The organism is Rhodococcus sp. 114MFTsu3.1, from assembly GCF_000383555.1.
GTDB classification, from domain to species: Bacteria; Actinomycetota; Actinomycetes; order Mycobacteriales; family Mycobacteriaceae; genus Rhodococcoides; species Rhodococcoides fascians_E.
The window spans coordinates 495,894-517,706 of sequence record NZ_KB911545.1 but is presented as its reverse complement, the minus strand read 5'-3'; the positions used below and the strand labels follow the sequence as shown (position 1 = coordinate 517,706).

16 protein-coding genes are annotated in these 21,813 nt (G+C 65.1%); 12 read left to right on the top strand and 4 right to left on the bottom strand.

Features of this window, described 5'->3' with window-relative positions; all coding sequences use genetic code 11:
• Window position 1: 1 nt before the first annotated feature.
• Together H292_RS28720 and H292_RS0105430 are read right to left on the bottom strand one after the other, a co-directional pair.
• The gene (locus tag H292_RS28720; RefSeq protein ID WP_020110749.1) at window positions 2-1,789 is read right to left on the bottom strand and encodes an Hsp70 family protein; all 1,788 of its coding nucleotides are present in this window, start codon (window positions 1,787-1,789) and stop codon (window positions 2-4) included.
• 109 nt (window positions 1,790-1,898) lie between these two features.
• Complete coding sequence (locus H292_RS0105430; RefSeq protein WP_020110748.1) at window positions 1,899-3,356, bottom strand: hypothetical protein; 1,458 nt, start codon at window positions 3,354-3,356, stop codon at window positions 1,899-1,901.
• Between the two features lie 324 nt (window positions 3,357-3,680).
• On the opposite strand from H292_RS0105430, the gene H292_RS28525 reads away from it, so the two are divergent.
• The 12 genes from H292_RS28525 to H292_RS0105370 all read left to right on the top strand — a co-directional run bounded on the left by H292_RS28525 (window position 3,681) and on the right by H292_RS0105370 (window position 18,189).
• On the top strand, window positions 3,681-3,938 hold the full coding sequence (locus H292_RS28525) for an acyl carrier protein (RefSeq protein ID WP_020110747.1): 258 nt from the start codon (window positions 3,681-3,683) through the stop codon (window positions 3,936-3,938).
• 6 nt (window positions 3,939-3,944) lie between these two features.
• Window positions 3,945-5,096, top strand: a complete 1,152-nt coding sequence (locus H292_RS0105420; RefSeq protein WP_020110746.1) for an acyl-CoA dehydrogenase family protein — start codon at window positions 3,945-3,947, stop codon at window positions 5,094-5,096.
• The gene (locus H292_RS0105415) at window positions 5,097-6,026 is read left to right on the top strand and encodes an amino acid--[acyl-carrier-protein] ligase (protein WP_020110745.1); all 930 of its coding nucleotides are present in this window, start codon (window positions 5,097-5,099) and stop codon (window positions 6,024-6,026) included. It abuts the gene before it with no gap.
• A gap of 73 nt (window positions 6,027-6,099) precedes the next feature.
• Window positions 6,100-7,896: a hypothetical protein gene (locus tag H292_RS0105410; RefSeq protein WP_020110744.1), complete on the top strand. Its 1,797-nt coding sequence runs from the start codon at window positions 6,100-6,102 to the stop codon at window positions 7,894-7,896.
• Complete coding sequence (locus H292_RS0105405; protein WP_020110743.1) at window positions 7,893-9,566, top strand: lipopolysaccharide biosynthesis protein; 1,674 nt, start codon at window positions 7,893-7,895, stop codon at window positions 9,564-9,566. Before H292_RS0105410 ends, H292_RS0105405 begins: the two co-directional genes overlap by 4 nt.
• Entirely contained in the window at window positions 9,563-10,834 is a 1,272-nt protein-coding gene (locus H292_RS0105400; RefSeq protein ID WP_020110742.1) for a hypothetical protein, read from the top strand. Before H292_RS0105405 ends, H292_RS0105400 begins: the two co-directional genes overlap by 4 nt.
• Window positions 10,831-11,631: a DUF998 domain-containing protein gene (locus H292_RS26825; protein WP_020110741.1), complete on the top strand. Its 801-nt coding sequence runs from the start codon at window positions 10,831-10,833 to the stop codon at window positions 11,629-11,631. Before H292_RS0105400 ends, H292_RS26825 begins: the two co-directional genes overlap by 4 nt.
• Window positions 11,628-12,563 (top strand): glycoside hydrolase family 16 protein, encoded by a 936-nt coding sequence (locus tag H292_RS0105390; protein ID WP_143545093.1) that lies wholly within the window; start codon window positions 11,628-11,630, stop codon window positions 12,561-12,563. The genes H292_RS26825 and H292_RS0105390 overlap by 4 nt, the downstream gene beginning before the upstream one ends.
• 55 nt (window positions 12,564-12,618) lie before the next feature.
• Complete coding sequence (locus H292_RS0105385) at window positions 12,619-13,917, top strand: glycosyltransferase family 2 protein (protein WP_020110739.1); 1,299 nt, start codon at window positions 12,619-12,621, stop codon at window positions 13,915-13,917.
• Window positions 13,898-16,093, top strand: coding sequence for a hypothetical protein (locus H292_RS0105380; protein WP_020110738.1), 2,196 nt, complete (start codon window positions 13,898-13,900; stop codon window positions 16,091-16,093). Before H292_RS0105385 ends, H292_RS0105380 begins: the two co-directional genes overlap by 20 nt.
• A 225-nt stretch (window positions 16,094-16,318) precedes the next feature.
• Window positions 16,319-17,170: a glycosyltransferase family 2 protein gene (locus H292_RS0105375; protein WP_020110737.1), complete on the top strand. Its 852-nt coding sequence runs from the start codon at window positions 16,319-16,321 to the stop codon at window positions 17,168-17,170.
• On the top strand, window positions 17,167-18,189 hold the full coding sequence (locus tag H292_RS0105370; protein WP_020110736.1) for a glycosyltransferase family 2 protein: 1,023 nt from the start codon (window positions 17,167-17,169) through the stop codon (window positions 18,187-18,189). Before H292_RS0105375 ends, H292_RS0105370 begins: the two co-directional genes overlap by 4 nt.
• Here H292_RS0105370 and H292_RS0105365 read toward each other — a convergent pair.
• Window positions 18,182-20,602 carry a glycosyl hydrolase 2 galactose-binding domain-containing protein gene (locus H292_RS0105365; RefSeq protein WP_155949764.1) on the bottom strand — a complete coding sequence of 807 codons (2,421 nt, stop codon included), beginning with the start codon at window positions 20,600-20,602 and terminating at the stop codon, window positions 18,182-18,184. The genes H292_RS0105370 and H292_RS0105365 overlap by 8 nt on opposite strands.
• Window positions 20,603-20,631: 29 nt before the next feature.
• Window positions 20,632-21,672, bottom strand: a complete 1,041-nt coding sequence (locus tag H292_RS0105360; RefSeq protein ID WP_081631851.1) for a DUF1839 family protein — start codon at window positions 21,670-21,672, stop codon at window positions 20,632-20,634.
• Between the last annotated feature and the right edge of the window lie 141 nt (window positions 21,673-21,813).

Sequence of the window (21,813 nt, the reverse complement as noted above, 5' to 3'; positions counted from 1 at the left end):
GCTAGGGCGCAGGCGGGAACAGCGGCGGAATCGTCGGCAAGGTGAAGTCCGGCAACCCTGGAATCAGCGGCGGCGGCGCGGGCGCAGGTTCGGGAACCTCCTGCGTCGGTGCAGGCGGTGGCGCTTGCTGAGTTTCCGTCACCTGAGTTTCCACGCTCTGCGGCTGCGGAGCGACGGTGGCCTCGGTCGGCGCGGGCGCTTCCGTGGTGGTCGTGACCGGCGGCGGTGGGGCGACCGGCGCGACGGGCGTGCTCGGAACCGTCGAGGGTGGTGTAGTCGCAGCAACACTGGGCGCAGGCGCCGGGGTCACTGCAGTGTCGACCACTGCCGGCTCGCTGCTCGGCCGGGTCAGCAGAAACCCGGATACCGCGATCACCGCTGCCGCGGCGACCCCGACGACGGACCAGGAGCGGACTCGGCGACGAGTCCGCTCGGACTCGTCCTCACCGTCGTCGTCCTCGTAAGCGGCATCGAGCCAGTAGACGTTCTTCAACGCGAAATGGGACACCGGCTTCTCGGACCCCGGCGACTCGGACCCCGGACGCGACGACTCGTCCGGTTCCGATCCCGTAGGCGATGCCGGTTCGGCAGGAGCTACCGGGGGCGGCGTGAACGGCGGAGGCGTGGACAGCGGAGGCGTGGACAGCGGAGGCGTCGCACGACTGGGAGCCGCGGCAGCGGACAGAGCCGATGCGCTCACCAGAGGCGGCAGGTCGGCGGGAAGGTCGTCACGTGAGATCGAGATCGTCGGTGTCGCATCGGTCGGGCGCGGCGCGACGGGTGCCGCGAACGCTGCAGGACGCGCGGGCACCGGGCGACCGTTCGGGGCGCCGGAGGGTGCCGGGGCCGCTCCCTGCGCCACTGCACTCTGAGCCACTGCACTCTGAGCCACTGCACCCCGAGCCACCGCAGCCTGACCCTCCGCAGGCCTGGCCGAGAGCGCCGCGCCGCGGGCGGCGACCGATTCCGGCTCGTTGGGGGTCAACGCCGGAAGGTCGAGCGACGGCCCTACCCTCTTCCGGACGAGCGGGATGCGCGAGCCGCCGCCGACGAGAACCACGGCGTCGATGGGTACGTGCGCGGCGATGAGCACGTCGCGTGCGAACTCGATGGACCGGTCGACCTCGTCGGTGATCAAGGTCTCGTAACTGTCCCGGGAGAGCAGGATCATTCCGCTCTCGTCCGGAAGGCACACGGCGTCGTTGCCGGACAGTCGTTCCTTGGCGACGCGGCAGCGTCGGGTGAACAGATCGATGTCCGGTGCGTCGAGGGGCTTGTGGAGCCGCTGCAGTTGATTGTCGCGCAGGATCTCGTCGAAGCGGTCGCCGCTGAACTCGGTGGTGCGACGGGTCGTGATGACACGGCGAGCGTCGAGATCGACGACGCTGACGTTCAATCCCGAGCTTCCGAGGTCGTAGAGCGCGACGGTGGAGTACCCGGCCGCCTCACCGCTGGCGACCAGATACTCGACGACGGCTTCCACCTCGTGCACCAGGCGGTAGTTGTGCAGGTGCTGGTTGTCGAGAGCCCGCACCAGCGTGTCGGCCTGGTGCTCGTCGCGGTAGGCGACGCCGGTGGACATCGACGGCTCGGACTCGGCTGCGACAGCGCTGATGGACTCGGCGGCGAGGTATTCGACGTCGTCGTCGACGGTGTCGATCACCTGGTTACGGAAGAAGAGTTGCTGCGGAGCTTCGAGAACGCGGGGCGGCAGGAGAGCTGTGCCGTTCCGTGGCAGGGCCATACGGACGGCATGGGCGCCCATGGACACCCCCAACAACACGGTCATCGACTGCCTCGTTTCGAAATGCACGGTCGGACGAGAAGGGATCGTCCTCGAAGCGCCACGCTACCGGGTGCACGGAGCCGATGCGGCTCTGGCCCGAGGAGCCGAGCGGTCAGTTTCCGACGTCGAGTCCGGTACCGGAGCCGAAACCGACTTCGGCATACTGCTCCTGCCCCGACTCCGGGTCGACGGTTTCGTTCTGGTCGACGATCCCCGTGTCGCCCGGGAGAGCGCCGGGCAGTTCGGGATCGGGCACCCCGGGTTCGGGCAACTCAGGATCGGGAGCAACCACGGTCGGAATTCCTTCGGCGACGGAGACCTGGCTCGTCGGGCTGTCGACGGGATCGATTCCGATTCCCGGCGGCGGGGGCGTGTCTCCACGAACGAAGACGACTGCCCACACCAGCACCACGACCGCCGCGACGGCCGCCATCCCGGCCGCGTCTCGAACGGACCACCGCAGACGCCGACGGGGTTTCGGGGCGGCGGCCTGCGTCGAGGATTCGTCGGTGTCGGCCGTCGTGCCGTGTCCAGGGCGAGAGGCGTCTTCTCGCTCGCGGACAGGCGCTGCCGGGCCGGGCGCGACGATACGAAGAGGCGTCGTGGCTGCTTCCGTGTCGTCGAGTGTCCGGACTTCCAGTACATCCGTGCCGTCGTCGTTCCGGTCGGCGTCGTTCCGGTCGTCGTCGTTCCGGTCGTCGTCGTTCCGGTCACTGTCGGATTCCTCGAACAGCCCGGGGTACTGCTCTTCGAGAACGTCGTCGAGACCCACTTCCGGCGCGATCGGGAGAGCTTCGAGCGCAGCTCCCTCGACGAACACCGATGCGGGCGACGCCGGGACGACGAGCGGGCAATCCCACTCTTGCTCGACGAGGGCTCCGACCAGAGGAATCTGCGCCTGGCCGCCGACGAGCAGGATCGCGTCGGGATCTTCGGGCGACGCCCACGCGAGAGTCTGGAGAAGCGAGGACGTGATTGCTTCCTCGAACTCCTCGCGGGTGAGGAGCATGGGGCCGTTCCCGGGCGCGCGCACACCGGCCGACGCGGTGATCAGTTCCTTGAGCTCACGGAAGAACGCGCGGTATTCCTGTTCGGCGTCCGCTCCGTGGGCAGGCGGCAGGATGCCCTTCGCCATGACGAGACGTTCGACGACGTCGTCGAGTACCTCGCCGGAGAACGCGGCACGTCGCGAAGTCCGAGTGACTCGACCTGCGGCGACGTCGAGCGTGAACGCCGAGGTGCCGTACCGACCCAGATCGAGAACCAGGAGCGCACGTGCGTTCGCGAGCTGATCGACGGACCGTGCGTAGGCGAGCAGGGCTGCGGACTCGTCGACCATCCGGATCGTCGAGGTGTTCCCCGCGTCGATGGAGGCCAACAGCGTTTCGACTGCATCCGAGTCACGACCGGTGAGAACGACGTCGTCGAATGGTCCGCAGTCGGCCAGTTTGCCGTTCAGGAGCCACTTGGCTCCCTCGGCATCTATCGAGTCCTCGATGCGTTGTCCGTCTCGGAAATAAGAGATGCGGACGGCATCGGACTCCACGGCCACGCCGCAGACTCCACCCATCGGTACGTGTTTCCTTCGAATTTCTGTGGTCCCGACCCCATGACCACTGTACTTTGCGCACGCGGTCGCAGCCGTCGATCGAACTCCGGCAGATGCGACATACACCACAGCACGGGCGGGTTCCCGGCTGGTGGCACGGAGCCGACAAAAGGTTCTTGGAGCAAACTACCCCGACTCGGTAACGCTTCAAAACAATCTAAGATATTGTTTGGGTGGGTCTGGGGAGACTTCTGGGTTGGAACAGCAGTGCAACTTCCTACCCACGGTCGTGAGTCGAGGCCGTCCGGTCTCGGACATCAAACGAGATTCGGTGGAGGTACTCGGGTGGAAACGCTCAATTCTGGTGACGTTGCTCGTGTTCGGGACGTTCTGGACAAGTTCGGAAAGATGCCCGTGTCCGCGGCGGATATCGACACCGACGCAGATTTGTACGACAACGGCCTGACCTCCCATGCGAGCGTCAACGTGATGATCGCGCTCGAGGACGAGTTCGACGTGGAGTTCCCGGACACCATGCTGCAGAAGTCCACGTTCGGCAGCATCGATGCCATCGCTACCGCGCTCGCGCAGCTGACGGACTGATCGCCGATGTCCACCGTCTACCAAACCGACGCCCCGACGCTGTCCGACGTCCTTGCCGTGTTGCGTGAGCACGCGGACTCGGTCGACCGCGACGCACGCTTCCCGGCGGAATCCGTCGAGGCCATGCGCGGAGCTGGGCTGCTCGCTGCGGGCATTCCCACGGAGTTCGGCGGCGGTGGGAAGTCCCTGACCGACCTCGCGCACATCGCCCGTTCCCTGGGAGCGGAGTGCGCGTCCTCGGCGATGATCTTCGTGATGCACCAGTCGCAGGTGCTGTCCATCGTTCGCCACGGCAAGTCCGACGCCATGATCGCGCTGTTGCAGCGTCTCGCTGCCGAGCAACCCTTGGTCGCATCGGCCACCACCGAGATCAACATCGGTGGTGACGTCCGAACCAGTGGCTGCGCGGTGGAGTACAACGGGGAGCACATCACACTCTCCAAGACAGCCCCGGTCATCTCCTACGGCGAGTACGCGCAGTTCGTTCTCGCCACCGCACGCCGTTCGCTGGACAGCCCTCCGAGCGATCAGGTGCTGGTCGTCTGCGAGAAGCCGGACGTGGTCCTCACCAGGACGGGCGAGTGGAACACGTTGGGATTCCGTGGAACGTGCAGCCCAGGATTCCAGCTGGAGGCGTCGACGACGTCGTCGAACATTCTGGGTGACAACTACGGAGACATCTCGGCGCAGACGATGCTTCCCGCGGCCCACGTTCTGTGGGGTGCGGCATGGCTCGGCATTGCGGATGCGGCAGTTACCAAGGCACGCAAGTCGGTTCGCAAAGCGGCCAGCCGTACGCCCGGTGTGACACCGCCCGCGGCACTGCGCCTCGCCGAGCTCTACGTAGTGCACGAACAGTTGGTGGACACGGTGTTCGGAGCCGCGGGGAAGTTCGAAGCGATCTCCGATTCACCCGCAGAACTGGGAGCGATCGGGTTCGCCGTCAGGATCAACAACGTCAAGGTCACTGCGTCGACGCTCGTCATCGACATCGTCGGGAAAGCGATGCAGATCTGCGGCATCTCCGGTTACCGGCAGGACGGCGAGCTCAGCATCGGTCGCCACCTTCGCGATGCGCACGGCTCGGCCATCATGGTCAGCAACGAGCGCATCCTCGGCCACAATTCGCAGCTCGCACTCGTGTACAAGGGGAAATAGATGACTGTCACCCACGAAGCAACCGAACTGGACACCGCGCGCGCACAATTCCGCAACGAACTCGTCGAGGCCGGCCTGCTGGTCCCCAGCTCCGTCGAAGGCCTGTACGGCCGATCCGGCGAGTTCGAGGACATCATCGAGACCATCGACGAGCGAGTGAAGGCTGCGGGTGCATCCGAGCACGGTTACGCCGCACCGAGATTCCGTTTCCCTCCGGTCTTCCCACGGGAGGCCTTCGAGCGCACCGACTACATCGCATCGTTCCCCAATCTCACCGGCGCGATCAACACGTTCGACGGCGACAACAAGGCGCACGCCGCACTCCTCGCCGACCGTTCGGAAGGCAAGGACTGGGATCACCACCTGGAGTCCGCCGGCACCATGCTGGTGTCGGCCGCATGCCATCCCTCGTACTCGATGATGACCGGAACGTTGCCGGAGGACGGTCGTCTGCTCGACATCTACGGCTACTGCTTCCGCCACGAACCTGCTGTCGATCCCGCACGGATGCAGGCCTTCCGGATGCACGAATACGTTCGTGTCGGTACGCCCGACGACGCCATCGCGCACCGCGAGCGATGGGTCGCCCGGGGACTGGAGGTCCTCGCGGATCTCGGGTTGGAGGCAGAAGCAGTCATCGCCAACGATCCGTTCTTCGGACGCGCCGGCCGAATGCTGGCCGCGAACCAGAGAAACGAGAACCTCAAGACCGAACTCGTCGTGAAGCTCTACGGAGACCTCGACGACGGCACCGCGGTCGTCTCGTGCAACTGCCACCGTGACCACTTCGGGCACACCTTCGGGATTCACACCGTCGACGGCGAGCCCGCGCACAGTGCGTGTGTCGGATTCGGCATGGAGCGTATCGCGTTGGCGATGTTGCGCACCCATGGTCTCGACCGCAGCAAGTGGCCCGCCGCCCTGTCCTGACCCTCACGGCAGGCATCTCTCAGCACGTCTCCCCCCTCGACCCGTCTCTCGACCTGATTGGAAGGACGCCGAAGTGAACAGTCGAAGTACTGCACTGCACAATGCCGACGTGCCCAGCGCGGCCGATCCGACCGCCGAGGGGAAGTTTTCGACGTGGTTCGGGCCCGAGGACGCCGGACTCTTCGGAACGGTGCACGTTCCCGCCGGTGGTCTCGCGCGAGGCGCAGTCGTCCTCTGCCCGCCGCTCGGCAAGGAACAGGTCGATTCCTACCGCGGCCTGACGCTTCTCGCGCAGAAACTGTGCGCGCGCGGGCTTCTCGTTCTTCGATTCGACTACGCAGGTACCGGTGACTCGTACGGAGCGCAGGATGCGGCGGACAATGTCGCACTGTGGCAGAACAGCATCGCGACGGCCGTCGACTACGTACGCGGATGTGGCGTCACCGACGTCGCCTTGGTGGGACTGCGGGCGGGTGCACTGCTCGCCGCGTCCGTCGCTTCGGAGGTCGGACCTCTCGCCGCGGTCACTCTGTGGGATCCGGTGGTGCGCGGCCGGTCCTATGTCCACGAGCAGAAGGCCCTGTACTCGGTCAGCGTGACCCAGGACTCGGACGTCGACCCCAGGGTCTCGATCATCGGTGCTGTACTGCACCCGGACGCCGCGAAAGCTTTCGGTCGACTGGACACCACCGCCGTGCCGTCGCTCATGGCTCCCGTGTTGGTCGCGACCCGTTCCGAGCGGGGCGATTCCAAGCCGATTCGCACCGTCGTCGCGAACCAGAACGCCGACGAGCACACCCTGTCCCGCCACGACGCGTTTCTCGAACCGAGCGATTTCGAGGTCGAGCTTCCGACGTCGGACATCGCGCACATCGCAGAGTGGGTGGCGGACAAGTTCGGCGACGTCACCTCCGAGGTGTCCGTGCCGCTGCGCACCGTCTCGAACCTCGGCGCGGTCCGCGAGGAGATCGAATCCGTCGGTCCCGATGCGCTGTTCGGTATTCGCACGTACTCGTCGGAGTGCATACCCGGAGGCCCGGCTGTCGTGTTCTATCCGACAGCGAACGAGCACCGCGTCGGTCCCGTCCGCAGCTGGGTCGAACTGTCGAGAGTGCTTGCTGCTCAGGGCGTATCGACATTGCGTTTCGATCGGCGGGGCACCGGCGAAAGCGGTGAGGTCCTCGACGACGAGATCACTCGCCTCTACAGCGACGCGGGGAACGAGGACGCGCTCGCTGCCGTCCGAGCAGCGGGAACTGCGCCGCGGAACGTCATGGTGGCGGGAATGTGCTCCGGCTCGTGGTACTCCAGCTACGCCGCCCGCGAGTTGGGCGTCGGGTCGGCGGTTCTGCTCAACACACTCGACTGGACGACGAAGCGCCTGGAATTCGTCAAACGATCCTCGATGCGCACCGAGGACACCGGCATCGTCGGCAAAGCTCTCGACGCACTCCACGACATCGGGGTCACGGTGAAGAACCTCGCCCAGTCGGCCATGCCGTACCCCCTGTGGTTCTGGCTCGGCAACCGCGGCCTGATTCAGGTGCCGGAGATCTCCCTGCGTCTGCTCGAGGCCGGAAACGTACGTACCACCGTGCTTCTGTCCCCCACCGACACCGAGTGGTTCGTCGACAATCGCGGTCCCGAAGGGATGGAGCGACTGCGCGGCAAGCGTGCGGCGAGGCGTCGACACGGCGGGTCGGTGCGGCCGGCCGTCGTGAAGTCCTTCGACAGTGGTGATCACTCGCTGTACGGTCGAGACCTGCGAGAGACCGTGCGCGCCGAGTTGCTCCAGGCCGCGGCCGAGTCGTTCGACGTCGACATCGTCGCGCCGTCGCCGCCTGTACCGGTCGGGTGGAATCGACTGTGAAGCACCGCGCTCCGAAAATTGCTCCACCCCGGCACGACAATCTGCAACGGCTCGAGTGGTATCCGCTCGAACCGGTTCGCTGGGACATGGGCCTCATGGCTCACACCACGCCGATCCAGAAAGTGCAGGCACCCGAGCCTCACCTCCACGGCACCCCGCTGCTGCAATCCACGAACCTGGACACGTCCGAACAGAACGCGTCGGGCACCGACACCAAGAGCTCCGACCGCAATCTTGCGCTGAACTCGCTGGCCATGATGCTGTCCACCGTCGTGACCGGCGGTCTCGGTCTGCTGTTCTGGGCCGCGGCCGGACGCCTCTATCCGGTTGCGGAGGTCGGCAGCGCATCGGCCGTGATCACGTCCGCGGTGATGCTCTCGACGCTGTCCAATCTGAGCCTCGGGTCGATGTACGAACGCTTTCTACCTGTCTCCGGCAGGCTCGCCAAGTCGTTCGTCGTGCGGGGGTACATCACGGTCACCGCGTTCGCGTTCGTGTTGGGCTGCGGATTTCTCCTCGTCGCACCGGTGGACAAGATGTTCACCTCCACCGCCGAGATCGTCTCGTTCCCACCCTTCGTCGCTGTTCTCGCGGTGTTCGCTCTGCAGGACCAGACGTCCTCCGGGCTGGGAGTCGCGCGGTGGGCGGCCGGAAAGAACGTCTTTCACGCTGTCGTGAAATTCGTTCTCCTGCTTGCTCTGTTCTCGACCGCGCGCAGCACCTCGATCATCGCGGCGTGGGCAGTCCCCGCGATCATCGCGTCGGTCGTCGTCTTCCGAGCAATGTTGAAGAACCTCAGGAACGAGCCGCGCTACAAGTCGGAACCGGATCTTCCTCCGAGGCGCGAGCTGTGGTCCTACTTCGGATCCGCCTACGGCATCACGGCGCTGGGCTCGCTCGCTCCGTTGCTCGTTCCGATGATCGTGGTCGCCACCCTGGGCGCCGAGGACAACGCGTACTTCTCGTTGACCTGGTCGATCGTCAGCGCACTGTACATTCTCATCAGCGTGCTCGTCGGCCCGTTCGTCGCCGAAGTGGCGGCCAACCCCGAGCAGTTCAACCGCCTCACCAAACGCTTCATGACGATGGTGTGCATCGTGGCCGTCGGCGGTTCCTTCTTCCTCGCCGTCATCGCGCCGTTCGGTCTGGGGATCGTCGGCGAGCAGTACCGCGAGAACGGCACCATCATCGTGCAGTTGGCGGCGGTGACCATTCCGCTGTCGGTCATCGGCTCGCTGTACGACGGTTTGGCCCGTGTGCAGCGCCGCATGCGGCTCGCCGTCGTCGTTCAGGTCGTTGCCACCACGATCATCATCGTCGGTTCGTTGACCCTGTCGTCCAGGCTCGGAATCGCCGCTGTCGGGTGGGCCTACCTCGCCGCGGAAGCGTTCGGCGCGCTCGTGTTGATAGTTCCGTTGATCAAGTGGATCCGCGAATTGTCCTCACGTGGCGAAGAGCCGCCCGAGGATCCGTTCCCGCCCAGCGGCCCGTACCCACCACCACCTGCACGCGACAACTCGTCTCGTGAATTCGGTCCATCGACGCACCGCACCCAGGATCGCGAGTTCAGTTCGGCAGGTGCGCATCACCTCCGAACCGCGCACCTCGAAACCACGGACCCGTTACGCGCCCCCTATCGAAAACCTGCACCTGGAAGAAGCGCACCGTGAGCCGAGCACACTACAAAGCCAGCGCGATGGACATGCTGCGCTCCGAGGGCCGCATCGTCTGCGCTCTCGGACCGGCGGACTTCGGCGGCATCGACAGGGTCAAGGAGCGACTCCTGCGGCTCGCGTCGTCCGGCCGCGAGACGCGCCTCGGTTTGCGGGTGGATCCGAACTCGAGGAAGTGGTCCTACCGTCCGGAGTCGGTCTGTGACCACGTCACAACTTCTGCTCCGATCGGTCGCGCCGACGTGGTCGAGCAGTTGGAGCAGCTGTCCGATTCGGTGTCGATCGATGTTCCGATCCGGGTGGTACTCGCCGGTGAATACTTGCTGCTGGATCTGTCGCACGGGTTCAGCGATGCGGTTCTGCCGATCGAATTGTTTGCGTTTCTCGCGGATCCTGTTGCCGTTCCTGCTCTTCCGGGGTGGGCCGAGGCACGTACGCTTCGCAACCCGCTCCCCCGTGCACTGGCGGGCTGGATGGCGCGCAACCCCGGCAAAGTCGTCGACGTTCTCTACGGCAAGTTCGGACAGCCCCCGGCCGAACTCGTGACTCCCGCGCTCGCGCCGATGGAGCAGGCACGGGTGCCGTGGGGCCGCTCGCCTGCGGTGGCAGCAGCGACGTCGGCTGCCGGTGCACCCGCGGCGATCCGTGCGTGGCGACGGGACAATCTCCCCGAGGTGTCCGTCACGTCCATTCTGTGCGCTGCCATCGCGACGGCGCTGTCCACGCGCGGCATCTCGACGTCGTACTCGGCCGGATTCCTGTTCGATTGCAGGCGTTACCTACGTACCGACGGCGTCGCACTCGGCAACTTCGCCGTCGGGATCGACTTCGAGGGGGTCGACCCGACGAACGCGACCGCGTTGCACGAGTCCGTTGCGCACGCCATCGACAAGGGCCGCCCGCTCGCTGCCGGGGCGCTCAGCACGATGACGTACCTGCGCACCCGTTCCGCTCTCCCGGCCATCTCGACGGCGACGGCTCCCGCGACGGCCGATGCGCGGCTCACGTTCTCCGACGTCGGGCGTATTCCGCAATTCGACGGCATCGCGTGGACTGCGGACCCGGAACAGAGCGTCTTCGTGCCGCTCAGCGAACCGAGTGTGCCGGAGTCCATCGTCGTCACCTCCATGCACATTCGCGACGTGTTCCATGTGACCGCGTCGTTCCACGACAATTTCTTCGACCGTGACGCAGTACAGTCCGCGTTGAACCTGGCGATGTCCGATCCCGTTGCTCTACTCAGTGCGCAGGAAGTGTCCCGATGAGCATTCACATGCAGCAGGCCCGCCGGGCGCTGCGCGGCAACCCGACCACCGGACCGGACGCGTCCCTGTGGGCACGCATCGGCTACTGGGCAGGTCTGTCGGTGGTGCAACTGTTCGTGTTCGAGTTCGTCGTCGCGGCGACGTGGCGGGGTCTGTACAGCTACCGGACCAACTTCATCAGCGAACTGGGCGTTCCGTTCTGCGGCCCGACCGGTTCGTGGCCGTGCAGCAAGCTCTACGTGTTGGCCGACGTGTCGATCGCGCTCGTCGGCGTTGCCCTCGTGGTCGCGGCTGTGGCGTGGATGGTCACGGGTGTACTCGACGTCCGCGGCGGTGTCCTCCTTGCTGTCGCCGGGCTGGGTGCCGTCGTCGCCGGGTCGATCAACCAGGGTCTGAACTACAGCGTGCACTCGTTCGGCGCGACGCTGATGTTCGTCGTCGGATCGCTCGGGCTCATCGTGGCGGGTGGGCATCGCTCGCTGCACGGCTCGGTCCGGATCACGGTCACGACGCTCGGGTGGATCGGACTGGCCGCGTCGCTGTGCTTCATCGGTGGACACAACTTCGGGTTGGGAATCGGCACCATCGAGCGCGTCGTCGTGTACGCGATTCTGGTCGCGACGGTGGTGCTCGCCGTCGCGCATCGCAGGACTGCGCGCCGGCTGAGAATTCTGGACACCGCAGCGGGCAGTGAGGCGGACGAGTCCGCCGATACGTACAGCCCCGACGAGCGTCCGGTCTACGGCAGCACGAACGCCGACCGGCACCGTGGACCGATCGGCACGAACGATCGATGACCCATCGCTATGATCCGCCGACGGTCGAGGTATCACGACTTCCGTCCTCCGGGACTCCGCCGCGTCCTCCGCATCGGCGGACACGACGGTGGCCGTCGTTCGCAGTCCTTGCTGTGGTTCTGCTTCTGGCTGTCGGGGTGGGTGTCGTTGCGTACCGCGAGTTGTGGCCGCAGTCCGATGCGACGGGTTCACAGGCAGCGGACGCCGAAGCGGTGAACGGTTTCACGGTGTACGACCAGTTCGACGGACCGTCCGGATCCAGGATCGACTCCAGCAACTGGAGTTACGACACCGGCCGGACCGGGTGGGGAAACAACGAGAAACAGAACTACACCGATTCGGTCGACAATGCGTACCAGGACGGGTCCGGAAACATGTCCATCTCCGCGTTGCGCACGCCGGACGGCTACACCTCCGCGCGGGTGACGACGAAGGACAAGTTCGAGTTCACCTACGGCCGCGTGGAAGCGCGTATCAAGATGCCTGCCGGCGCTGGGCTGCATCCTGCTTTCTGGATGCTCGGGACCGACATCGACGACGTCGGCTGGCCGATTTCCGGTGAGATCGATGCGATCGAGACGTTGAACGAGGCGGACAACTTCCACATCGGTGTGCACGCTCCACAGGCGGACAGTCTGAACAGCCAGAAGGTTCAGCTCGCCGGGTACCCGGCCAACAACCTGGCCGACGAGTATCACGTCTATTGGGTCGAGAAAGCGCCCCGGAAGATCGTGATCGGCATGGACGATCAGGTGCTGCAGACGGTCACCCCGGCGCAACTCGACGGCGGCGACGAATACTGGGTGTTCGACAAGCCGTTCTACCTGCTGTTCAACGTCGCGGTCGCCGGCGATTGGCCAGGTCCTACCGACGCCGACACCGAATTCCCGGCGACGATGTCGGTCGACTGGGTCCGATACCGAACCGACTGACTCAGCCTGCTCCAGAACACGTATTTCCCCGTGCAGTATCGAAAGGATCCACCCCGTGTCGACATCATCCGTTCTCCAGCCTGCACTCGTCAGCGCGCAGCCGCCCGAGTGGTCCGGCGCGGTGTGGATCGGAGACGTCGACATCGAAGCCGCGTTGCCCGATCGTCTCGCCCTCGACGGGGCTGAGGGATATTCGCGCGCGCGGCTCCTCGTCCGACGTTCCGCCGACCCGCTCGGATTCGTCGATCTCCCGATCGTCTCGGAGGGCATCGACACCAATGAGCTCGTCGAGGCCGTTCGCAAGCTCGACGTTCACGGCGCCGAATCACTTCCGGAGGGTGACGGCGCGGAGCCGGACATCACGGTCGTGATCTGCACCAGGGACCGGATCGATCACCTGCGCGGTGCGCTGGCCTCGGTGTTGGAGGTGGATTACCCGAGCTTCGAGGTCGTCGTCGTGGACAACGCTTCCGCGACGGACGCGACCACCCGCTACGTCACCGAACTCGGTGATCCTCGCGTGCGCGTCGTGTCGGAACCGGTTGCCGGACTGTCTCGCGCGCGCAACACGGGCCTGCGTGCTGCGCGGCATTCCATCGTCGCGTTCACCGACGACGACGTCGCGGTCGACGCGCGGTGGTTGTCCTCGATCGCTCGCGGCTTCGCCCGGGATGCCCGCGTCGCGTGTGTCTCGGGGATCGTCCCCAGCGGCGAGATCCGCACTCAGGCCCAGGCCTACTTCGACCGGCGTGTCGGGTGGGCGAGCTCGGTGACGCCTCGTATCTTCTCGCTCGCCGAGCCTCCCGCCGACGTTCCGCTGTTTCCGTTCCAGGTCGGCATCTACGGGACGGGCGCCAACTTCGCGGTGCGCCGCGACCGAATGTTCGACCTCGGTGGTTTCGACGAGGCTCTCGGTGTCGGTTCTCCCACGAACGGTGGTGAGGATCTGGACATGTTCTTCCGCGTCCTGATGGCCGGAGACAAGTTGGTGTACGAGCCTGCCGCGATCGTGTGGCACCGGCACCGTGCGGATTCCGACGCCTTGGCCGTGCAGGCCAGAGGCTACGGACTGGGCTTGGGTGCGTGGCTGACGACGGTGGCGACGAACAGGCGTTCGGCATTGCTCGCGGCGCGAGTTGCGTTCCGCCGGCTCGGCAGCACGGTCGTGTTGTCCGCACGGATGTCCAAGGTTGCCTCTCCTCCCGAGGATCTCGCGGACGATCTTCCCGAGGGCATCGGCAGAATGGAACTACTGTCCATCGCGAAGGGCCCGGGTGCGCTGCGTCGCAGCCGCAAGGAAGGCCGCAAGCGTCAGCCGTTGTTGGAGGTGAACCGTGCCCCGGTCCTCGGTTGATCGTCGGTTCTCGCTCGATCGGCAACCGTCGATCGCGGTGACGCCTCTGCCTGCACCTCGGCCCGAAATTCGATTCGCCGACGTAGCCGTCGTCGCGTCGGTGTGCGCCGCGGCGGCGATGCTCCCTCTTCCCGGTGTCGTGCGCGCGGTTTTCCTCGCGGTGCTGATCTTCGTCGGACCCGGCGCGACGATTCTGACGTGGGTCTACGTTCCTCCTCGTGCCCGTTTCGCAGCGGTTCCGGTGCTGAGCTTGGCACTGATGACTCTGGTGACGACCGGTGCCATGTGGGGTTATCAGTGGAACCCCCGGTGGATCACCGCGCTCGTGGCTCTCCTGCAGATCGGCTCGTCGCTGTTGTGGTATCGCAAGTACAGGGCGTGGCCCGATGCCTCGGGGTGGTCGACGTGGCTACGACGGCTGGTCGATCGACGCCAACTCGGTGAACACGCGACGACGCTCGTCGGCAGGGTATGGGATCGAGAGTACTTGCGCCGCAACGTCGCCGGGCTGATGCTCGCGCTCGCCCTCGTACTGTGGCTCCCGTCGTTGCCCGGCCTGGAGAAGGCCGGTTACTCCCAGTTCGGGTTGCTGACTGCCGGTACCGGGCCGGTGCTGGTGGTGTGCATGGCGTTGGTCGTCGGGGCATTTCTGTTGGCGGTCAAGCGTCATCAGTTTCGTTCGGCGGTCGCCGCTGTAGCCGTGGCCATCATCGTGCAGCGTCTGACGGTCACACTCGTCACCGATGCTCCCGTCTACGAGTGGACGTACAAGCACGTCGCTGTCACCGAGTACATCCTGTCGTTCGGCTCGCTGCCGCCGAACGGCATAGACATCTACGCTCAGTGGCCCAGTTTCTTCGTGGTCACTGCATGGTTCAGCGACGTGACCGGGTACGGCATCATGTCGTTGGCGCATGTGTTCGCGCCGCTGGTGCACGTGTTGATCGCATTCTTCGTCTACGCCTTGGCGCGCGTGTTGAAGCTGAAGCCTCGAACAGCCGTGACCGCCGCGATGCTCGCGGAACTGGTCAACTGGGTGGGGCAGGACTATTACGCGCCGCAGTCGCTCGGCTTCGTTCTCGCCATCGGTTTCCTCGTTCTGCTGATGGCCTCGACGCAGCTTCGTGTCGCGGGATTTCTTGCGCTCGTTCCTTTCGCGGCGTTGGTACCGACCCACCAGTTGACGCCGTACTGGCTGTTCGCTGTGGCCGGGGTCCTGCTGGTCACTCGCCGCGCGAAGCCGTGGTGGTTGATGTTCCCGCTGGCCTTGATCCTGATCGGGTACCTGATTCCACGGCTGGACATCGTCGCCCCGTACGGCCTGTTGTCCGGGTTCGATCCGGTCGAGAACGCGGCGAGCAACGTGCAGACGCCCGGCATCCTGGGCAAACAGGTGACCTCGCTCATCTGCCGGGCTCTCTCCGCGGGTGTGTTCGGCTTGGCCATGATCTCGATCGTCTATGCCTGGCGGACGAAGAAGCCGTTCTGGGCTCCGATGGTGATGGCATTCGGTTCCATCGGGCTTCTCGCGGGCCAGAGCTACGGCGGCGAGGCCATCTTCCGTGTCTATCTGTACGCGATTCCCGGATGTGTCCTGCTCATCGCGCCGATGCTGATCGCTGCACTCGACGCGGATGTCGCGGGTGCACGCAGCACGGTACGGATGGTGTCGACGCGAGTGGCGGTCGCCTGCGCGTTCGCCGGAACCGTCGGCGCGGCGACGTTCGGACTTCAGGGGTACTTCGGCCTGTGGCCGTTGGTCGTGGAGAACAAGTCCCAGGTCGACAACACACAGGCGTTGGTGGCGAATTCGCCTGCGGGATCGAAGTTCACGATGCTGTATCCGGCCGGCTATCCGATTCGGTCCACGGCCAAGTACGTGGAGCAGGCGGAAGCCAACGAGATGTTCGACGCGCCGCTGAACTACTACGGTCCCGAGTACATGTTGGAGTTCCCGACTCCGGATCAGCTCGAGGCGTTCGAATGGGAAGCGTCACAGCAGGGGGCGCCGTCCTACGTCATTCTCACGCGGCAATCGCTCGAAGCCATGAACTACTACGGTTTCATGAAGAACGGTGCTCCGGAGGCCTTCGAGCGCTGGTTGCGGTCCAATCCTGCGTGGTCGTTGCACTACCAGGACGCCGACACGATCGTGTTCGAGAGACGGAACATCTAAACCACCCTCAGGTATGAGCAATGTCTCTCGAAACCGCCATAAGGTTTGTTTATTCGTAGCTTGACAAACTCGTAGCTTCTTTTAAGGTTGTACACAGTCGATGAAAACGAGATCCTGACCCTTAGCGGGGCGCAGGTAACGTCTCTGTGGATCCGCCGGGGGTCGCGTCACAGATCTTCTGAGATCAGTCGGAAACACTGCACTCAACCCGTCTGGAAAAAGGATATGTCGAACTCCCAGAACCCTCGCATCAGCGTTGTCATCCCAACCCTCAACGAGGCCGCCAACCTGCGCCACGTACTGCCGTTGCTGTCCCACGACTACGAACTGGTCTTGGTCGACGGCGGCAGTGTCGACGGCACCATCGACGCTGCGCGTGAAATACGCGGAGACATCCGCATCATCAAGCAGACCCGCAAGGGCAAGGGCAACGCTCTCGCGTGCGGATTCGAAGCTGCTACCGGCGACATCATCGTGATGTTCGACGCGGACGGCTCGGCCGATGCGGACGAGATCCCGCGCTTCGTCGACGCCCTGCTCGCGGGCGCGGACTTCGCCAAGGGCAGCCGCTTCACCGCGGGCGGCGGCAGCCACGACATCACTCCGCTTCGCCGCGCAGGCAACGGCGGGCTCCACCTCGTCGCCAACACACTGTTCGGAACCAAGTTCTCGGACCTGTGCTACGGCTACAACGCTTTCTGGCGCGACCTGGTGCCGGTTCTGGACCTTCCCGTGGTCGATCAGGAGGACGTGGCGCCGGGCGAGATGCTCTGGGGCGACGGCTTCGAGATCGAGACCATCATCAATTGCCGGTTCGCCGAGGCGGACGTCCGGATCCAGGAAGTACCGAGCGTCGAGCTGGCTCGTATCTACGGGCAGAGCAACCTTCGCACGTTCTCCGACGGCTTCCGCGTCCTGCGCACTCTTTTCACCGAGCGTCTGCGCGCACGCAAACTGGCGAAGAACTCCATCCCGCGTCCCGACCGTCGTACCAACATCGCACGGACGGACATGGACTTGGAGTTCGAGGCCTTCGAGGTGTTCGACGAGCTTCCGTACCAAGAAAAGTCGGCGTGATCGACAGGTCGTCGGGGACTGACACAGCAGGCGAATCCAGGGCATCTCAGCTGGCGAAGCCCACGTGCTCGGTAGTCATCTGCGCGTACACGCTCGATCGCTGGGACGATCTGAGCGCAGCGGTCGATGCTCTGCTCGGCCAGTCGAACCCCGCGTCCGAGCTTCTGGTCGTCATCGACCACAACGATCGTCTGTTGTCTCGCGCGCGTGAGCAGTTCCTTCCCCGCGGGGAAACCGTCGTCGTCACCCCGAACACGCATCCCCGTGGATTGTCCGGAGCTCGAAACACGTCGTTGGACATCGCTACCGGTGATGTCGTCGTATTCCTCGACGACGATGCGACGCCGCGGTCGACGGAGTGGTTGGCGTCGATTCTGGGCCACTACTCCGATCCGTCGGTGTACGCGGTCGGCGGATCTGCCTATCCCGTGTGGCCGACGTCGCGTCCCCCTTTTCTCCCCACCGCTGTAGCGGGTCAACCGGGCGAGCTGGATTGGATCGTGGGCTGTACGTACAGGGGGCAGCCCACGACCACTTCGGCAGTGCGCAATCTGATGGGCGCCAACATGTCCTTCCGACGTGAGCCCGTCGTGGCTCTCGGTGGGTTCGTGTCCGGAATCGGCCGTATCGGTCGAATTCCTCTCGGCTGCGAGGAAACCGAGCTGTGCATCCGGCTCCGACAGACGCATCCGGACGCGGAGATCGTCTTCGACCCGTCCATCGTCGTGGATCACACGGTCAGCGCGGACAGGACCCGCCCGAGATACTTACTGTCCCGCAGCTACGCCGAGGGCGTGTCCAAGGCAGCGATCGCGCGGCTGATCGGATCGGAGGACGCGTTGTCGTCCGAGCGCGCATATACCGCGAAGATCCTGCCACGTGCCGTCGGGCGTGAAGCCTCTGCCGCGGCCCGTGGAAACCCTGTTCGTGCCTGGGGAGCCATGGCTGTGGTTGCCAGTGTCGGCGCTGCCGGATTCGGTTACGTCCGAGGCCGACTCAGCCGTATCGCGGCTAGCTGATCTGCGCGCGCTTGATCGAATTGAGCGCGCGCACGTGGCCGGACACCTTCGCCTTCGATCCGGTCAGGGTCAGCACCCGCTCCGCCCCCGGTGCAAGGTGGAACCACGAGTCACTGACCTCCATGCCGTCGGTGTCGACGCAGACGTAGTGCGCCGCCCATCGACTCGACACGGTCAGTGACCACTCACCGGGGCCGACGTTGTGTGCCGAGGCGCTCAGACCGACGTCGTTCTGACGAGGGTGCCGCTCGCCGATCAGGTGAGTTGCCTGATCGAGAACCGCTCCGTCTGCGCCGACGAGTTCGACGACCACGGCGGAGTACGTCTGCGCCCCGAACCTGTAGGCATGGTTGGCGTCGGTGAACGATCCCAGAACGCGGTCCAGCGACACACTGTCGGTCGCGTGCGGTCCGAGGTCGATGTGCACCTCGGCGGGCTCCCCCACCGGGCCCGTTGTCCCGTAGAGCACAGCTCTGAGATCTCCCGACACCGATTCACCCGTGTCGTTGGCGACCTGGATCGTCAATCCGTCCAGACCGTCGTCCACGACGAAGACGCAGATCGGGCTACTGAGTCGAGCCAGGCTGTACCACGGGGCTTTCGGTGTGCCCGTGGAGTCTCGCAGGCCCCAGCCCGCACCGGGCACGAGGTCGCGCAGTGTCAACACCAGTGCGCCTGCACACTCGGAATCCGCCCGACGCCAGTGCGAATACGCGGACTGTACTGCCTCGCACACGGCCGCTCGCCCGTAGTCCAGATACAACTCGGAGTCGTCGCGGCGTATAAGGTGTGGATCGACGCCGAATATGTCTCGCACGTAGTGATCGCGGACATCCTCGAAGTCCCACGACGATCCCCGGTCCCTCGGTATCGCCGACTTCCAATCGGGGTGGTGGCCTGCAACATTTGCGCTTCCGAACATCGCGTCGACGGCTCGGCGCTCCGGCGGGACGGCGAAGGCAAGGCACTCGGCAGCAAATCGAACGCGAGCAGTACGGACGTCGGACAACGGCCGCAGATAGCCGCCGACACCGAAGTAGTGAGCGATACCGTCGCCGACGTGAGTGTGGAGCTCACCGGAGGTGGACGACGGGCTGGATGTCACGTACGGCGTTCCAGGAAGTCGACGTTCGAGATGATCGGGAATGACGTTCTCCAACAGCTCCATCCGCTGGTTGTCCGATGGAACACCGAGCATGGTCGGCTGCTGCTGGGTTTCGCTACCGCCACTGACGACGGCCAAGGCGGGATTGCCGCCGACGATCGCGAAGAATGCGTCGAGCTCGCGGCGGACTGCATCGAGGAACTCCGGATCGGCGGGCGGGTCGGTGGTTGCGAACATCACGTCCTGCCACACCAGGATCCCGAGTTCTGCACACAGTGACCAGAATTCAGGTTGCTCGTACACCATGGTGCCGACTACTCGAACCATGTTGAATCCTGCATCGCGGACATCGGTCAATTCTGCTCGGAGAGTGTCGGAATCGACCCACATCCGCACCGGATCGAGCGGTACCCAACACCCACCACGGGCAAACACGCGAGTTCCGTTGACCGAGAATGTCACCGACGCACCGGACTGCTCCAGCTCCACCTGCCGAAATCCCAGACTACCCCGTCCCTCGACACGGCCGTCGACGTCGAGCTCCCATGGATACAGGGCCGGCCGGCCGTGCGTGTGGGGCCACCAGGGTGCCACGTCGGCGACGGTCACGGTGACGTCCAGGTCGCCCTCGCCGCCGGGAAGGTCGAAGTCGTGTTCACCGACGCGCAGGGACACCGAGTCCGCCGGCGACGTCAAACGTGCGCGGACCCGGACGGTACCGTCGTCACCGGACAGCGTCGCGTGCACCCGAATGTCCTCGGCGACACCCCGTTCACGGAGACGGACGGATCGCCACAGACCGACCACAGGGGGCACCTGCCCGTACACCGGCGCCCGCCCGAGGAGACTCGTGCGTTCGTGTCGTAGACCTTGCCGATCGATCAGAGACGACCGCCAGCGTCCGCGCGGCGTGCGCTTCTTCAGGCGAGCGTCCATCGAGTCGACGCGGACAATGACCTGCACGCGCCCGTGCCCGGTAGGGATGTCGACGGACACCGGGACGAACATCGACGTCGTCGTTGCCGATTCGATCCCGTCGACCCAGACGGTGGCGTGGGTCGCGATACCGTCGAACGTCAGGACGAACGCGCTGTCACCGGATGCGGGGACGGTCGTGGTGAACCACCAGTCGACGGAATCGGGTGGCGATGCCACCGTCGACGCCGCCACACCGCCGGGCACCAGAGCAGGGGTCCACACGACATCGTCGTCGAGCTCGTCGGGATGATCCACCGAGCCCGGCGATACCGACGTGACGCTCCACTGCAGTTCAACGGCATGCGCGTCGGACACGCGATTGGGTCTCACAGGCGATGAATACTTCCTTGTCGGCTGGGTCAGAGTACAGCCGAGACGATGTCCATCGCCGCCGACCAGTTCGACGCCATCTCGGCGAGGGGCTCACCGAGCGTCACGGCACGCCCGCGTGACGCCCGCGCCATCCGGAATTGCACCGCTTTTGCGCCCTGGGCGACCTGGAGGAAGTGCGGGACGGCGTCGGCGATTCCGGCGACGCCACGGCCGTCGAGGTAACCGACGAGGTCGGCTGCCAGTTCCGCGGTGGCTCCACATTGACGAAGCAGCCCGAAGGACCACAGATGGAACGCATCCGGGCCTGCCGTCTGCACGAGTGGGATGTCGGCGGTGATTCTTTCGGCGAGACGTTCGACCGGATTGCCGTCGGCGCGCCGAGCCAGGTGCGCGCGTGCCACAGCGAGGTCGCGGTCACCGACTCCGTCGGCGATCGTGTTCTTCCGCAGACGAACCTGCTCCACGTAGGGCAGAAGGACCTCGGGGTGCGGCGCGGGAGCCAGATTGAAGACGCCGTCGAAGTCCGCGCCGGACAGCTCGAAGTATCCGCGATTGTGGAAGTAACCGAGCGCCTTCTCCGTCTCGTCCAGCATGTTCGGAACGATCGTGGTCTTGGTGTGCTGATTGCGGTAACTCGTTCCGGCAGTGTCCGGGAGGTAGAAGCCGTCGACCTCCACGGTGAGCAGAACGCCGTCCTCCAGTCCTTCGCGGACGTGCTCGACGACGGATCGCCACACGTTCATCTCGCCGACCTCGAGGCCGTAGAGGGTGCGCAGATCTTCCGACTGCATCTTGACGAAATCCCACTGGCGACCGTCGCAATCGGCACTCAGCACGAACGCCAACGCGGGAACTGGATCTGCACCGAGCGAGTGGAGAAGTTCGATCCACAAGTCCACGTAGCAGTTCGTTTCCGTCCAGACGCGGTCGTGTGCGTGGATCGAGTGAGTGAGATAGGACTGCGGCCGAAGGTGCAGCACTCGGTGCGCCGTCGTGGGGACCGCTTCGGCGGAAAGAACATCGTCCGCGTCGATGGATACGCTGGTCGGAAGTGTGTAGTTCGACATGCCTGGTGCCTCCTGCCGGATCACAAGCTCACGGTCCCCACGCCGAAATGCCCGTATTGCCTGATTCAAACGCTCATTCTAACCAATCGGTTTGTTTGACGCTTCTTTTTGGTCCGTATGATCGGAAATACGGTGCCGAGC